We start from the raw sequence: 14,630 nt of genomic DNA, 5'->3' as shown, positions 1-14,630 counted from the left end.
TAGCCTGCTTTAGCTTTCATTTTTATATTGCAAAAGATACTCTGGTTTTTTATTCCAAAATTTCATTTGCCATTTTCTATTTTCATGCGTTAATAAACAAATATTACCCGTTGCTACTTTAAATTCTTTATTTTGTACCTGTTGTTCAAATAGATCGGGAATCAGTTTTAGAAAATAACGTAGCCGACCATTACTGGTAATCACCAAAAGAGTATCTGCGGGATCATATTGAGCCACTAACTCTTTGCTAAACTCTTTAACTTCTTTAACCATATGTGCAGGGGATCCTGACCAGGCAGCAATTTTTGGCCAAATACTTAAATTTTCCCAAGCAGACAAATCGTCACCTTCTCCTATTTCTTGAATTTGTGTATTGCTAAGACCCGCCCAATTTCCATAATCGATCTCGTTTAAACGGGAATCCACAATAGGTTTTACAGAGGAATGTAACTGTTCTAACACAATAGCTGCGTAATCACGTGTTCTTTTTAAAGGACCACAATAAACAGCTTTAGGATGACTATCGGCTTTTTGCAAAGCTTGTGCCAGACATTTAGCTTGTAAGATACCTGAATCTACGAGAGGTAAATCTTGTGCCGCACCTACCCATACCACCGGATCGCTCGTAGAAAACGTATTACCATGTCGAGATAAAATAACTTTCATATTTATATCATTTATTGATTATAGGGGAACTAATTCGCCTTCTGTGTCTATTAACTTTTCAACGCGAAGAACATCTTCTGGGCTATCTATAGAAGCATGCGTGTGTCCTTTATAATCCACGATAACCACACGTATCGGTTTGCCATTTTCTAGTACTCGCAATTGTTCTAAGCCTTCCAATTTTTCTAAAGGAGTCGAGGGTAACGACACATAGGTTTTTAATGCTGAGTATCGATAAGCATATAGTCCAATATGTCGATAGAGCAGCGGCGATTTTATCTGATCATCTCTTAAATAGGGAATCATACTTTTAGAAAAATACATAGCATTTAAATCTTTATCACAAACGACCATGGTTCCACCAACTTCACCTTTTGATTTAAGCTTTTCCATTACAGAATATTGCTCTCTATTAATGAGCGTAGCCGGTGTAGTTATTTCTAACTGCGCATTAGCGATCATGGCATCGATTAAATCCTGAATAATCCAGGGCGGCGTTAACACCGCGTCTCCCTGTAAGTTCAAAATAATATCCGGTTTATTTTCTAATAAAGAAAGCGCGGCAAAACTACGTTCTGTGCCATTGCTATGTTCTCCCGTCATCAATACTTTAGCGCCAAAACCTAAAGCGTGAGTTTGAATATCGGCATGATCGGTTGCTATATAGACTTCATCAACATGCTTAATAGTCTTAGCAATAGACCAAACTCGATAGATTAAACTATGGCCTTTAACCAACTTTAATGGCTTTCCTGGAAAACGACCTGAATTATATCGCGCGGGAATAACTATAATATTTTTACTCTGCATAATGATTACTTGATTCTCCGTTTTGTTTTTCTTGTATTTGCTGTTCTTGTATTTGTTTAAGCACTGAGAAATCTTCTAATGTCGAGGTATCCTGTTCAATTTGACGGTTCACAGCAATATCTTGTAATAAGCGGCGCATAATTTTCCCAGAACGCGTTTTTGGTAAAGCCACTGTAAAAATTAAGCGTTTAGGCAGTGCTAGAGCGCCAATAGTGCTGCGAACTTGATTCATAATATTTGTTTTTAATATTGGCGATGGTTGTTCGGCATCATTGAGTACAACGAAAGCAACGATAGCCTGCCCGGTTGTTTTATCCGGAATAGGTACCACCGCAGATTCAGCAACTGCTGGATAACTATCTAAAGCGGCCTCAATTTCGGCTGATCCTAAACGATGTCCAGATACTTTAATGACGTCATCAGTACGTCCCATAATCCAAATATAATTTTGTTCATCATAATGAGCACTATCGCCAGAGAAATAAGCATGCGGAACTTTACTCCAATATTGTTCCTTATATCGTTTTGGATCATTCCAAATACCGCGTAACATACTCGGCCAGGGTCGACGAATGACCAACGCGCCTCCTTTGCCTTGCTCGACTCGAAGTCCGGTCGCGGGATCCACAATGTCCACTTCCACACCGGGTAAGGGTTTGGCAACGGAACCGGGTTTAGTCGGCGTTGCTCCAGGGAGTGGTGCAATCATTATGGATCCGGTCTCGGTTTGCCACCAGGTATCAACAATGGGACAGCGTTTGTTACCAATTTTTTCAAAATACCAAACCCAAGCTTCTGGATTTAATGGCTCACCGACACTGCCTAACAATCTTAAGCTGGATAAATCTTTTTTATCTATCCATTCATTACCCCATTTCATAAATGAACGTATCGCTGTCGGAGCCGTATAAAAAATGCTGACTCGGTAGGCTTCGATCAACTGCCAAAAACGATCCGGTTTAGGCCAGTCAGGCGCTCCTTCATAGATAAGTACGGTTGCCGCATTCAATAATGGTCCATAAACTACATAAGTGTGGCCGGTGATCCAACCCACATCGGCCGTACACCAGTAAACATCCTCTGGTTTTAAATCAAACACTATCTTGGAAGTATAATAAGCGCCTACCATATAGCCGCCAGTGGAATGAAAAATCCCTTTCGGTACACCAGTAGAACCCGAAGTATAAAGAATAAAAAGCGTATCTTCACTATCCATAGGCTCAGCAGGACAGTTTTCGTTAACTCCCGCTATCACGTCATGCCACCAAACATCACGATCGGCTTTTAAAGGAATTTCAGCATGCGTGCGTTGATAAATAATCACCTTTTCTACTAACGGGCAACTGAGTAAGGCTTCATCCATCACTTGTTTAAGTGGGATGATCTTACCGCGTCGATAGCCACCATCCGCAGTAATCACAAATTTAGATTTTGAATCTTGAATACGTGTGTCTAAAGCCTGTACCGAGTAACCACCAAATACGACATTATGTATGCACCCTAAGCGCGCAGAAGCTAAAACGGCAATGATGAGCTCAGGTATTAAAGGCATATACAGTGTGATGCAATCGCCTTTTTTTACGCCTAATTTTTTTAACCCGTTAGAAAATTGGCAAACCGCTTCATGTAATTCTTTATAAGTAAATTGACGTGCTTCTTCTGGTTCGCCCTGCCAGATCAACGCGGTTTTTTCTGCATATTGTTCCAGATGTCGATCCAGGCAATTATAAGACAGATTGGTTTTACCTGCTTCAAACCATTTTGCATACGGTTCCTGCCAAGTTAATACCTTTTTCCAAGCTTGCATCCAATGTAATTCGCCGGCGATGTTAGCCCAAAATTGTTCGGGTTGTTGCATAGAATAACGATAAATCTCGTCATATTGGGCCATAGATTTTATCGTCGCTTGATCGGAAAACTTTTTTGACGGAGGATAAACCTTGATTTCGTTTAAGACAGAATCTATTGTTTGCGATTCGTTTCTAGACATATTTTATACTCCTGTTGTCAAAACGACCAAAATATGACGACACTTTTCTAAGAATGACTATCGCCACTTGCGACTACTGGATTCATCAACTAACCTTAAAGCTTAAGCCAATTTAAATAGAGGAGAAGTATTATGTTAGCGTGGGCATTTATCTTTCTAGCTATTGCTATCATTGCCGCCATTATTGGATTTACCGGTGTTTTTGCCGTAGCGGCAGGCGTTGCAAAAATCATCTTTTTTATATTCATCATATTAGCCATCATTGCATTTGTAACGATGTTATTTCGAAGACATCGATAAAAAAATATCGCTGGCATTTTGCTAAAATAAAACTATTGTCACTTATTCATCAGAGATTAAACATCGAATTTGTTCACAAACATCGTGCATGATGTGTATGTTATGTATGCATGCCAGCTGATTATAAAGAGACGATCCTTGTTTAAATAAAAAATGTAAATAGGCGCGAGTAAAATGCCGACAAGTATAGCATAAACACCCTGCTAAAATAGGGTTTTCATCTTTCGCGTAAATGGATTTTTTAATCAATATTCTTGATTGATTTTTTTCACTGATAAATTCTAGCCAATTCCCTTTTTTGATAATATTTCCGTGATAAAGCGCACCATGTCGTGCATTGCGCGTCGGTGCGACACAATCAAATAAATCAATTCCCTTAGCGGCCACATCAATAAGATCTTGCGGATTCAGCCCTACACCCATGGTATAACGAACTTTATCGTCGGGTAACAAAGGCCGAACCCAATCGATGACTTCAGCGGTTTTTTGCATATCAAAACCAATCACTTCTCCACCGATGGCAATACCATCCAGTTGCGCTGCTAAAATAAATTGCGCACTCAATTCGCGAAGATCCCTAAAGCTTCCACCTTGAATTATTCCAAATAAAGCTTGTTGATGACCATAAACTGAATCTGAAGCGAGATAGGCTTCTTTGGATGCTAATAACCAACGATGCGTGCGATCCATCGCCGCTAATGCAGCATCTCTACCACCTTTTTCAGGTGTACATTCATCAAACGCCATGATGATATCCGCGCCAATAATTCTTTGCGCCTCGATAGAGCTTTTGGGTGTCAAATGGATCACTTTCCCAGTAATAGGATGTTTAAAATGTGCCCCATCCGCATCAATACGACAAATTTTGGCGTTTTTAGACAAGCTAAATACTTGGAAACCGCCGCTGTCGGTTAACATAGGTCCATCCCAAGCCATTAAACGATGCATTCCTCCGCTGGCTAAAATAACCTCCATGCCAGGGTTGAGTAACATATGGTAAGTATTACCACCTAAGATAATTTGCGAACCTGCATCTATCAGATCATGAGGTGTCATATGATTAACAAATGCTCGTGTTCCCACGGGCATAAAAGCAGGCGTTAACACATCTCCATGCGCTGTAGTTATTTTGGTGACTCGAGCATTACAATTTTTGCTCGATTTGATGAGTTGGCAGTGAAATTTATTATTCATGAAAAATAGACAAGATTTATGACTTGGAAGTTAATTTTTTTTCAATAGTGCTTAATATTCCTCGCAAAATTTTCACTTCGGTTTCATCTAATTCGGATCGGCTAAATAAGCGCCGTAATCTATCCATAATTTGTTGGCTACGCAGCGGCTTTAAAAATTCAATTTTATTCAGTATGCCCTGTAAATGTTGATAAAAATATTCCTGTTGTTGGACATCTGCGAGCAGGATAGCTTTTTCTTCAATCTTGTTTTCCTGCTGCAAAAAAGCCATGCGTAATTCATAACAGACAATTTGCACGGCAGCCGCTAAGTTTAGGGAACTATAATCAGGATTCGCTGGGATATTAATTTGAAAATGACATTGTTGTAACTCTTTATTGGTCAGACCGCATCGTTCACGCCCAAAAACTATGGCTACTTTCTGTTTGGATTTAATCGCTATTTTCTCGGCTGCCGCTCGGGCAGTTAGAGAAACCCAATTGAGTTCGCGAATACGCGTACTGGTACCAAATACTAAATGACAATCCTGGAGTGCTACCGCTAAATCATCCACGACTGTTGCTTCAGCCAACACGTCAATCGCATTACTCGCTCGTACCGATGCATTCACATGTGGAAAGGACTTAGGTTCAACCAGATAAAGCTGTTTTAGACCCATGGTTTTCATCGCACGGGCGGTAGCTCCAATATTGCCAGGATCGGTGGTATTAACGAGAACGATCCGAGTTTGAGAAAGTGGCATGGTTTTACCTATAAACCTTTCGACGCAGGTTTTTTATAATTTCTATCCTTTATTCGTTGCATATGAAGATGAGCTGCATCTAAAGATATTTTAGAGGCATAAGCTATGGTATCATTCTTACACTTTTAAAAATATAGTATTAGTTTTCACTCTATCATCAATATCCATGCACCCTTTCTTAAATATCGCCGATCGCGCTGCCCGTCTGGCAGGAAAAACTATTTTAGATGGTTTAAACCGCTTAGACCGACTGCGTATGCAACAAAAACAGGACAATCGCGGTGTTGTCACTGAAATTGATCTAAAAGCGGAAAAAATCATTATCGCTACTATCCAAGATGCCTACCCCAGTCACGGAATACTTGCTGAAGAAAGCGAACCCATTAACGGTGATAAATACACTTGGATTATTGATCCGCTCGATGGAACCTGTAATTATGTGCATGATTTTCCACATTTTGCCGTTTCGATTGCTATTAAAGATAATGAGAAAAATCGAATTGAACATGCCTTGATCTATGACCCATTACGCCAAGAAACCTTTACCGCAACACGAGGACAAGGTGCTTATTTAGATAATACACAACGCTACACACGTCGTTTACGTGTCAGTGCACGTTCCAGTATTCCAGAATCCTTAATAGGAATCTCGATTCCTAGCCGTGGCTTTAACACACTGACTGCATCTATTGATAAAGAGGCCTTACGCGCCATGATGTCACAAGCCAGTGGTATACGCAGAACGGGATCGGCGGCGTTAGATTTAGCCTATGTTGCCGCTGGGCGTTTAGATGCTGCTTTAGAGCTTGAGCTCGCTCCCTGGGATATGGCTGCGGGTGTTTTGCTGGTTCAAGAAGCCGGTGGAATAGCCTGTGATATAAAAGGCGGTGAAAATTATTTCACAACCGGCCATATTATGGTAGCAAATCCTAAACTCTGTCCTTTATTGCTTCAGGCAATTAGTCAAAAAAGCTAGTCATAGTTGCATTGAGTTAAGGTCTATCATCGACACTTTTTACTGGAGGTAAAAAATTACGTCGGTCGAGACCTAATGCCACTGCGATAGTTCCTGCCACATAAATCGACGAATAAGTTCCTACCACGATTCCTATTACCAATGCTAAAGCAAAACTATGTATCATCGTTCCACCAAAAATACACAGCGAAAGCACAACGAGTAACGTCGTTGCCGATGTCATGATAGTCCGCGACAAGGTTTGGTTAATAGATAGATTGACCACTTCGACTGCAGTGCCCTTACGTAGCTTACGAAAGTTTTCTCGAATTCGATCAAAGATAACAATCGTATCGTTCAATGAGTAACCAATCACCGCTAAAATAGCCGCTAATGCCGTCAAATTGAATTCAATACCAAATAAAGAAAAAATACCTAAAATAACGATAGGATCATGAATCAATGCTATAGCTGCTCCGACTGCAAAACGATACTCAAAACGCAGCGCGATATAAATCATGATACCTAATAATGCGATAAAAACAGCGAGCGCACCTTGCGTAGCTAGCTCTCGCCCTACTTGAGGACCTATATATTCGATTTGTTTTAATTGAGCACCTGGTAAAGCTTTTATAATTTGTGCACTTAAATCATGTTGCGTAGTCTGTTGATGAGATGCCAAACTTATCAATACATCACGTGAAGTTCCGTAACTTTGCACTAGGATATCTTTAAATCCAGATGCCATTAATTGTTTCCTTAACAAAGGTATATCTGCAGTGTGATTAAAAGAGACTTGTAATTGGCTACCACCGGTAAAATCTAAACCCCAACGTAAACCTTTAGTGATTAAGGATGCCGCAGAAATAATAATTAATAGTAAAGATAAACCCACCGCCCAGCGACGTAAGCCTAAAAAATTTATATGGGTTTGTTTTTTAAAAAATTCCACAGCTTTTACTCTTTAAAACTAAATACCAATCGGCAAACGTTTTAGAGGACGTCCCCCATAACATGCATTGATCAAGGCTCTAGTTATCATGATCCCGGTTAACATTGAGGTGAGTAACCCTATGGTTAAAGTTACTGCAAATCCTTTGATCGAGCCTGTACCAACACCAAATAATATTAATGCCACAATTAAGGTTGTCACGTTGGCATCAATAATAGTAATTAATGCACGATCATAACCTGCATGAATACTCGATTGTGGTGACACACCATTGCGTAATTCTTCACGAATACGTTCAAATATTAAGACATTAGCATCAACTGCCATACCAACGGTTAGCACGATCCCCGCCATACCGGGTAAGGTTAACGTCATACCCAATAGGGATAATAAGGCAACTAATAAAACCAAATTAAGCGCTAAGGCTATATCTGCAATGACACCAAATACTCCATAATAAATAGCCATAAACACAACAGCTAAAATAAATCCTACCACAATAGAGATAATTCCTTTGTGGATGTTCTCTGCACCTAATTGTGGGCCTATGGTGCGTTGTTCAACCACGTAAATGGGTGCCGGTAATGCACCCGCACGTAATAATAGGGATAAGTTTAAGGCTTCTTGTGGATTCGTTAATCCTGTTACTTGAAAATTAGGTGGAAGTGCGGTCTGAATTCTAGCAATACTAATAATTCGTTCCACTTTACGCGGAATATGAGTCATTTTTCCATTCACCACTTTTACACTGCTTTTAGTTTCCACATACACAATAGCCAGCGGCTTACCCACGTTTTCACCCGTCACCTGATGAAAATAACTTTCTCCGCCTCCTCCCAAGCTAATACTTACCGCGGATCGTCCCGATTCATCAAAGCTAGTTGAAGCATCGGTAATTGAATTGCCTGTTAAAATAACTTGCTTGTTCAATAATACCGGTTGATTTTCATATTGATATAATTGTGAACCTGCAGGTGCTGCATTATTTGTTTGCGCGAGCTGCGGATCATGGTGCGTATCCACTAAACGAAATTCTATGGTCGCTGTCCCACCTAAAATTTGCTGAGCCCTTGCAATATCCTGAACACCAGGTAAATCGACTAAAATTCTATTGCTCCCTTGTTGTTGAACGATCGGTTCAGCAACTCCCAACTCGTTAATTCGATTTCGTAACGTATTAATAGTTTGGTCGATAGCCAGTTGCCGTAAACTATTGAGTCCTTGATTTGACCAAACGACGACAAGCTGTTTGGGATTGTCAGTTGCCTCGGCAAAATCAAATGCCGGAAATTGTTGTTGCAATAAACTTTTGGCTTTAGTTAAGCTGCTTATATCTCTGAATAAAATAGATAATTGCTTTTCTTTGGGTGTTAATTCCAAATAACGAATACGCGCTTGTTGAAGATTTTCACTAATATTTTTTGCTAAGCCTTGCATGCGTTGCGCAATAAGATTATTAATATCGACTTCTAAAGCAAAATGTACACCACCGCGTAGATCCAGTCCAAGCTTCATCGGGGATGCGCCGATAGCCTGCATCCAGCGCGGTGTCGATGACAATAAATTAACCGCTACGGTATAATCATCACCCAATGCAGAGGATAAAATATCTTTGGCTTTAAGCTGGGTGTCGGTGTTATTGAATCGCAGTAAAAGCGTTTGCTGATTAAGCTCTTCACTAACCGGAGAAATCTGTACTGCTTTAATCAATGCATTGACTTTAGCTTGTAAATCTTCGAGATTCACATGCATTATCGCGGTAGCAGGAGAAATTTGTACCGCAGGCTGCTCTGGAAAAAGATTAGGTGCTGCATAAATAAAGCCAAGTATCAACAACACCAGTAATAAACTATTTTTCCAGAGAGGATATTTATTGAGCATAAATGATTTAAGACTTTATAGTCCCTTTAGGTAATACACTAGAAACAGCCGCTTTTTGTATATTAATTTCCACGTTTTCTGCAACTTTTAGGCTAATTAAATCATCATTGAGTCGAGTAATCTTACCCACTATTCCGCCGGTAGTCGTCACTTCATCGCCTATCGCCAAGCTAGCCATTAATTGGCGATGCTCCTTCGCGCGTTTCGCTTGTGGCCGCCATAATAACAAGTAAAAAATAACGACAAAGCCCAATAAAATTAAAATTTGAGAATATCCATTCGCTTGAGGGGCTACAGAAGTAGCGGATGATTGCGCCAACACATCAGTGATAAAAAAACTCATACTTTTCTCCTGAGGGAATCATGATATTAAGCCAAGCAATTTACCTGGTTCGTTGCCTATTCGCAAATTTTGTGCGTTGAAAATTCTCTTTAACTAATCCACATGGCATCGCCATAGCTAAAAAATCGATATCCACCCTGAATGGCTAGACGATAAGCATGCATAACCTTCTCATAGCCAGCAAAAGCACACACTAACATCAGTAAAGTGGATTGTGGCAAATGGAAATTGGTAATTAAGGCGTCGATACAGCGGAACTCAAAACCTGGATAAATAAAAAGACGTGTGTCTCCGGCAAATGGTTCTATTTGACCATGTAAAGCCGCGGTCTCTAAACTCCTGACCGTTGTTGTTCCTACTGCTATAACGCGCTTATTATTTTGTTTAGCTAAGCTTATTTGTTCACAAACTGCTTCCGATACGGTCACATGCTCATTATGCATATGATGATCTTCAAGACGGGCACTGCGAATAGGCTGAAAAGTTCCAGCGCCGACGTGTAACGTAATATAAGCAATATTCACTCCCTTAGCTTTTAGTTGCGCTAACAAGTCTTCATCAAAATGTAAACCGGCTGTTGGTGCGGCAATTGCACCCGGTGTGGATGCAAATACAGTTTGATAGCGCTCCCAATCAAATAACTCATCCGCTCTTTGTATATACGGGGGTAATGGGATATGGCCTATTTTATTTAATAGCTCTAAAACAGAAGGCACTTCCACCAGAAAAATCAATTCAAATATATTTTCCACTCTAGTGGATATTGCCAAGCTCACACCATTTTCTAATATTAGTTTCGTTCCTAGCTTCAGTGGCTTACTTGATTTTAATTGCGCTAAAAGTCGTTTTTTATCTAAAATTCGCTCAATCAAGATTTCCACCTTGCCACCCGTCGTTTTGTTTGCGAACAAGCGCGCAGGGATAACTTGCGTATTATTTAAAACTAGCAAATCACCTGGATGTATAACATTTAATATGTCTATAAATTTTTTATGTTCAAGATCGCCCTTGCTTTTATTCAAACAAAGTAAACGACTATCGGTCCGCTGCGTCGATGGATAGTGCGCTATTAGTTTTTCAGGAAGTTCATAAGAGAAATCTTCTAGTTTATATTGAGTTTGTAACATAAAGTACAAATAAAAAAATAAAAGACGCCGATTATAAAGAAAAAACCCGCGGAAAGCGGGTTTTTTGGTGCTATACAGTAGCCTGGCGATGCCCTACTTTCCCATGGGGGAACCCCAAAGTATCATTGGCGCAGAGTAGTTTCACGTCTGAGTTCGGAATGGGATCAGGTGGGACCTACTCGCTAAGGTCGCCAGGCATTCTTTTAATTTCCGTCATGGCGAGCTCACGTTAGTGAGCGTGGCCATCTAGTTGGATTGCCGCGCACCTTCGGTGCTCGCAATGACGAGGGTTTCTATACCCTCGCAATGACGAAAATAATTCTTAAATAATGCTTATTAAAACAAAAAATCTGTAAAAAGTGTTGGATATGCTGATTCAGTGTATCCAGTGTATTCACTAAGAATAACCAGTTGGATTCTCAAATCAAGCCTCACGGTCAATTAGTATGGGTTAGCTCAATACATTGCTGCACTTACACACCCCACCTATCTACGTCGTCGTCTTCAACGGACCTTTAGGAGGAATAAATCCTCGGGAGATCTTATCTTGAGGGAGGCTTCCCGCTTAGATGCTTTCAGCGGTTATCCTGTCGGTACGTAGCTACCCGGCTATGCTTCTGGCGAAACAACCGGACCACCAGCGGTACCTCCACGCCGGTCCTCTCGTACTAGGCGTAGCTCCTCTCAAATCTCCAGCGCCCACGGCAGATAGGGACCGAACTGTCTCACGACGTTCTGAACCCAGCTCGCGTACCACTTTAAATGGCGAACAGCCATACCCTTGGGACCTGCTTCAGCCCCAGGATGTGATGAGCCGACATCGAGGTGCCAAACACCGCCGTCGATATGAACTCTTGGGCGGTATCAGCCTGTTATCCCCGGCGTACCTTTTATTCGTTAAGCGATGGCCCTTCCATTCGGAACCACCGGATCACTATGACCTGCTTTCGCACCTGCTCGACGTGTTTGTCTCGCAGTCAAGCACCCTTGTGCCATTACACGCAATGCGCGATGTCCGACCGCGCTGAGGGTACCTTCGTGCTCCTCCGTTACTCTTTAGGAGGAGACCGCCCCAGTCAAACTACCCACCATACACTGTCCCCAAGCCCGTTCAGGGCCCTAGGTTAGAACTTCAACTTTAACAGGGTGGTATTTCACTTCTCGGCTCCACGAATTCTAGCGAACTCGCTTCAACGCCTCCCACCTATTCTACACAGTTAAATTCAAAGTCCAGTGTAAAGCTGTAGTAAAGGTGCACGGGGTCTTTCCGTCTTGCCGCGGGTACGCTGCATCTTCACAGCGATTTCAATTTCACTGAGCCTTGGGTGGAGACAGTGTGGCTGTCGTTACGCCATTCGTGCAGGTCGGAACTTACCCGACAAGGAATTTCGCTACCTTAGGACCGTTATAGTTACGGCCGCCGTTTACCGGGGCTTCGATCCGCAGCTTCACCTGCGCTGACATGACTTTTGATCTTTCTCTTCGAATTATTCTTCTCTCTAATTCAATTTCAAAAGCCATCTCAGCGCAAGTTAACCACTTCAATTAACCTTCCGGCACCGGGCAGGCGTCACACCCTATACTTCCTCTTTCGAGTTCGCAGAGTGCTGTGTTTTTGGTAAACAGTCGCAACCACCTGATTATTTCAACCTCCCTCAGCTTTTGGGGTAAACCCAATCACCAAAAAAGGTGCACCTTCTCCCGAAGTTACGGTGCCAATTTGCCTAGTTCCTTCACCCAAGTTATCTCATCGCCTTAGTATTCTCTACCTGTCCACCTGTGTCGGTTTGCGGTACGGTTCCTATAGACCTGAAGTTTAGAGAGTTTTCCTGGAAGCAGGGCATCAATTACTTCATCGTTAACCGAGGTTAACAACTCGTCATCACGCCTCGAGATTAATGAACCTCCGGATTTTCCTAGAGATTCTCTCTACACGCTTAAACCGGAACTACCAGTCTCCGGCTAATCTAGCCTTCTTCGTCCTCCCATCACAGTCTATAAAAGTACAGGAATTTTAACCTGTTTCCCATCGACTACGCGTTTCCGCCTCGCCTTAGGGGCCGACTCACCCTGCGTCGATTACCGTTGCGCAGGAATCCTGGGACTTTCGGCGTGCGGGGTTTTCACCCGCATTATCGTTACTCATGTCAGCATTCGCACTTCGGATACCTCCAGCAACCTTTACAGGTCACCTTCAACGGCTTACCGAACGCTCCTCTACCACATCATCGATTCGTAAATCAATGACATTCACTGCTTCAGTATTAGGTTTGAGCCCCGTTCATTCTTCCGCGCAGACCGATTCGACCAGTGAGCTATTACGCTTTCTTTAAAGGATGGCTGCTTCTAAGCCAACCTCCTGGCTGTTTAAACCTTTCCACTACGTTTCACACTTAACCTAACTTTTGGGACTTTAGCAGGTGATCTGGGTTGTTTCCCTTTTCACGACGGACGTTAGCACCCGCCGTGTGTCTCCCGTGCATCACGAACTAGGTATTCGAAGTTTGCATCGGCTCAGTAAGTCGGGATGACCCCCTTACCGAAACAGTGCTCTACCCCCTAGTCGTTAACACGAGGCGCTACCTCAATAGCTTTCGAGGAGAACCAGCTATCTCCGAGCTTGTTTAGCCTTTCACTCCTAGCCACACCTCATCCCCATCTTTTGCAACAGATGTGGGTTCGGGCCTCCACTTAGTGTTACCCAAGCTTCACCCTGGACATGGCTAGCTCGCTCGGTTTCGGGTCGACTCCTAGCGACTCAACGCCCTATTCAGACTCGGTTTCCCTTCGCCTACCCTATTCGGTTAAGCTTGCCACTAAAAGTCACTCGCTGACCCATTATACAAAAGGTACGCAGTCACTCCGCACTTTAATTACTCTGTGTACTATCTAAGACAATAATCTTCAATCTTATTTTTTATTATTACCCTAATAGTCTTCTTTATTTTTCAGTTTCATATCTCTATTAACTGGTCTACAAAGTAATTTAAGTGCGGAGCTCCTACTGCTTGTACGCAGACGGTTTCAGGTTCTATTTCACTCCCCTCACCGGGGTTCTTTTCGCCTTTCCCTCACGGTACTGGTTCACTATCGGTCAGTCGAGAGTATTTAGCCTTGGAGGATGGTCCCCCCATCTTCAAACAGGATTTCTCGTGTCCCGCCCTACTTGTTTTCACGCTTAGTCTCATTAACAGATTTTCGCCGACGGGGCTTTCACCCTCTATGGCAGGCCTTTCCAGACCTTTTGGCTAACCTATTAACTAGCTCGTGAAGGCTCTTCCACGTTCGCTCGCCGCTACTTGCAGAATCTCATTTGATTTCTTTTCCTCGAGGTACTTAGATGTTTCAGTTCCCTCGGTTCGCTTTGTTAACCTATGTATTCAGTTAACAATGACCTATATAAAATAGATCGGGTTTCCCCATTCAGATATCTCCGGATCAAAGCTTGTTTGCCAACTCCCCGAAGCTTTTCGCAGGCTTCCACGTCTTTCTTCGCCTTCGACTGCCAAGGCATTCACCTTCTGCGCTTCTTTACTTGATTTGAGAACCCAACTCGTTACTCTTAAAAGCTTGCAAGCTTTGACTCGTTGGATCCCTCTCTTTCTGGTTCTTTTCGCTGAATGCAACATACCCTGAAATTGTTTTACAACAACTTCATTATTTCATTCTT

The 14,630-nt window shown here is 42.1% G+C and carries 11 protein-coding genes and 2 rRNA genes; 2 read left to right on the top strand and 11 right to left on the bottom strand.

The window, feature by feature from the left end; genetic code table 11:
- Positions 1–9: 9 nt before the first annotated feature.
- Genes AAHH40_RS01690 through acs form a run of 3 tightly spaced genes read right to left on the bottom strand, consistent with a single transcriptional unit; the run spans position 10 to position 3,466 of the window.
- On the bottom strand, positions 10–666 hold the full coding sequence (locus tag AAHH40_RS01690; protein ID WP_342220398.1) for a histidine phosphatase family protein: 657 nt from the start codon (positions 664–666) through the stop codon (positions 10–12).
- Between the two features lie 18 nt (positions 667–684).
- The gene (kdsB, locus tag AAHH40_RS01685) at positions 685–1,476 is read right to left on the bottom strand and encodes a 3-deoxy-manno-octulosonate cytidylyltransferase (RefSeq protein WP_342220397.1); all 792 of its coding nucleotides are present in this window, start codon (positions 1,474–1,476) and stop codon (positions 685–687) included.
- Positions 1,466–3,466, bottom strand: coding sequence for an acetate--CoA ligase (gene acs / locus AAHH40_RS01680; protein ID WP_342220396.1), 2,001 nt, complete (start codon positions 3,464–3,466; stop codon positions 1,466–1,468). Before acs ends, kdsB begins: the two co-directional genes overlap by 11 nt.
- Positions 3,467–3,598: 132 nt before the next feature.
- Between acs and AAHH40_RS01675 the strand changes: the two genes are divergently transcribed.
- Positions 3,599–3,766 carry a DUF1328 family protein gene (locus AAHH40_RS01675; RefSeq protein ID WP_342220395.1) on the top strand — a complete coding sequence of 56 codons (168 nt, stop codon included), beginning with the start codon at positions 3,599–3,601 and terminating at the stop codon, positions 3,764–3,766.
- Positions 3,767–3,808: 42 nt separating this feature from the next.
- Here AAHH40_RS01675 and tgt read toward each other — a convergent pair whose 3' ends face one another.
- Both tgt and AAHH40_RS01665 read right to left on the bottom strand, forming a co-directional pair.
- Positions 3,809–4,960 (bottom strand): tRNA guanosine(34) transglycosylase Tgt, encoded by a 1,152-nt coding sequence (gene tgt, locus AAHH40_RS01670; RefSeq protein ID WP_342220394.1) that lies wholly within the window; start codon positions 4,958–4,960, stop codon positions 3,809–3,811.
- 16 nt (positions 4,961–4,976) lie between these two features.
- A complete protein-coding gene (locus AAHH40_RS01665) occupies positions 4,977–5,702 on the bottom strand; it encodes an RNA methyltransferase (RefSeq protein ID WP_342220393.1) in 726 nt (241 codons plus the stop codon).
- A gap of 166 nt (positions 5,703–5,868) precedes the next feature.
- Between AAHH40_RS01665 and AAHH40_RS01660 the strand changes: the two genes are divergently transcribed.
- Complete coding sequence (locus tag AAHH40_RS01660) at positions 5,869–6,678, top strand: inositol monophosphatase family protein (RefSeq protein ID WP_342220392.1); 810 nt, start codon at positions 5,869–5,871, stop codon at positions 6,676–6,678.
- 16 nt (positions 6,679–6,694) lie between these two features.
- On the opposite strand, the gene secF is transcribed toward AAHH40_RS01660, so the two are convergent.
- The 6 genes from secF to AAHH40_RS01630 form a co-directional block, all read right to left on the bottom strand.
- The gene (gene secF / locus AAHH40_RS01655; protein ID WP_342220391.1) at positions 6,695–7,609 is read right to left on the bottom strand and encodes a protein translocase subunit SecF; all 915 of its coding nucleotides are present in this window, start codon (positions 7,607–7,609) and stop codon (positions 6,695–6,697) included.
- 18 nt (positions 7,610–7,627) lie between these two features.
- Positions 7,628–9,490: a protein translocase subunit SecD gene (secD, locus tag AAHH40_RS01650; protein ID WP_342220390.1), complete on the bottom strand. Its 1,863-nt coding sequence runs from the start codon at positions 9,488–9,490 to the stop codon at positions 7,628–7,630.
- Positions 9,491–9,497: 7 nt separating this feature from the next.
- Positions 9,498–9,833, bottom strand: a complete 336-nt coding sequence (gene yajC / locus AAHH40_RS01645; protein WP_342220389.1) for a preprotein translocase subunit YajC — start codon at positions 9,831–9,833, stop codon at positions 9,498–9,500.
- 89 nt (positions 9,834–9,922) lie between these two features.
- Entirely contained in the window at positions 9,923–10,960 is a 1,038-nt protein-coding gene (queA, locus tag AAHH40_RS01640) for a tRNA preQ1(34) S-adenosylmethionine ribosyltransferase-isomerase QueA (protein ID WP_342220388.1), read from the bottom strand.
- Positions 10,961–11,040: 80 nt separating this feature from the next.
- Positions 11,041–11,156 (bottom strand): 5S ribosomal RNA (gene rrf, locus AAHH40_RS01635).
- A gap of 224 nt (positions 11,157–11,380) precedes the next feature.
- A 23S ribosomal RNA gene (locus tag AAHH40_RS01630) occupies positions 11,381–14,501 on the bottom strand.
- Positions 14,502–14,630 lie beyond the last annotated feature (129 nt).

The sequence above is a fragment of the Rickettsiella endosymbiont of Miltochrista miniata genome (assembly GCF_964031245.1).
In the GTDB taxonomy this organism is placed as follows: Bacteria; Pseudomonadota; Gammaproteobacteria; order Diplorickettsiales; family Diplorickettsiaceae; genus Aquirickettsiella.
This window is presented reverse-complemented; position numbering and strand designations above follow the sequence as displayed.